The organism is Enterocloster sp. HCN-30185, assembly GCF_037890305.1.
Classification (GTDB): domain Bacteria; phylum Bacillota; class Clostridia; order Lachnospirales; family Lachnospiraceae; genus Enterocloster.
This window is the reverse complement of sequence record NZ_JBBKBT010000047.1, coordinates 1-776: the sequence shown is the minus strand read 5'-3', so window position 1 is coordinate 776 and position 776 is coordinate 1. Positions and strand designations below refer to the sequence as shown.

Annotated in this window: 1 protein-coding gene; it reads left to right on the top strand. The window is 45.5% G+C overall.

Annotated elements, in window-relative coordinates; all coding sequences use genetic code 11:
* Positions 1-411: 411 nt before the first annotated feature.
* Positions 412-776: helix-turn-helix domain-containing protein (locus WKT10_RS15905; protein ID WP_340278050.1), on the top strand; the 365-nt coding region annotated here is incomplete at its 3' end.

Genomic DNA, 776 nt, shown 5'->3' with positions numbered 1-776 from the left:
TAAAATCTCCCGAAGTATCAGCGATAGGGTAGACTATCCCCCTATCAGATTGTCGTGTTTCGGTATCATTTCGGTGTCAGTTCGCCAGTTCTCCCCGGTGTCGTTCCTCCCCTGAATCTCACAGCGGCGTATCGCTCCCTTTGGTACGCTCGTTTTGGTCAGGATTCCTCCACATCCCTGCCAAAAGTCATGGCACTACATCGCCGGGGAAGCATATCCCACACAGGCTGGTCATTCGATTGGAATAATCCATCGATGAACTACCTGTATCATAGAACATTTTTGTACCCTGTGCCGTATGTCCACAAAGTAGGAATTAAGGGTAAAAATCAGAAATTTCCACGATTGCGGAAATAGTATGTTATAATAAATCCAGCGGACATATATGCCGCTGGAAAGGGGCTGAACCTTATGAAGTGCAATGTTTCCATTCCCGAAAGAATGAAAGATTTACGGGTGGAGCGTCATCTAAGTTTGGAAGAACTGGAAGCTGCCGTTGGCATTTCAAAATCTGCTCTTGGAAGTTATGAATCAACAGAGGGCTGCAAGGAAATCAACCACGGAAGTATCTTAAAACTGGCAGACTTTTATCAGGTGTCCACCGATTATCTGCTTTGCCGGACAGACAACCGCAATCCAGAAAATATAGAACTTACGGAACTGCATATCAATGATGAAGTTGTGGAACTTCTGAAAAGCGAACGCTTCAACAACCGGCTGCTGTGTGAGATTATCTCCCATGAAAAATTCCGGGAACTGCTGGCAGACGCAGAAAT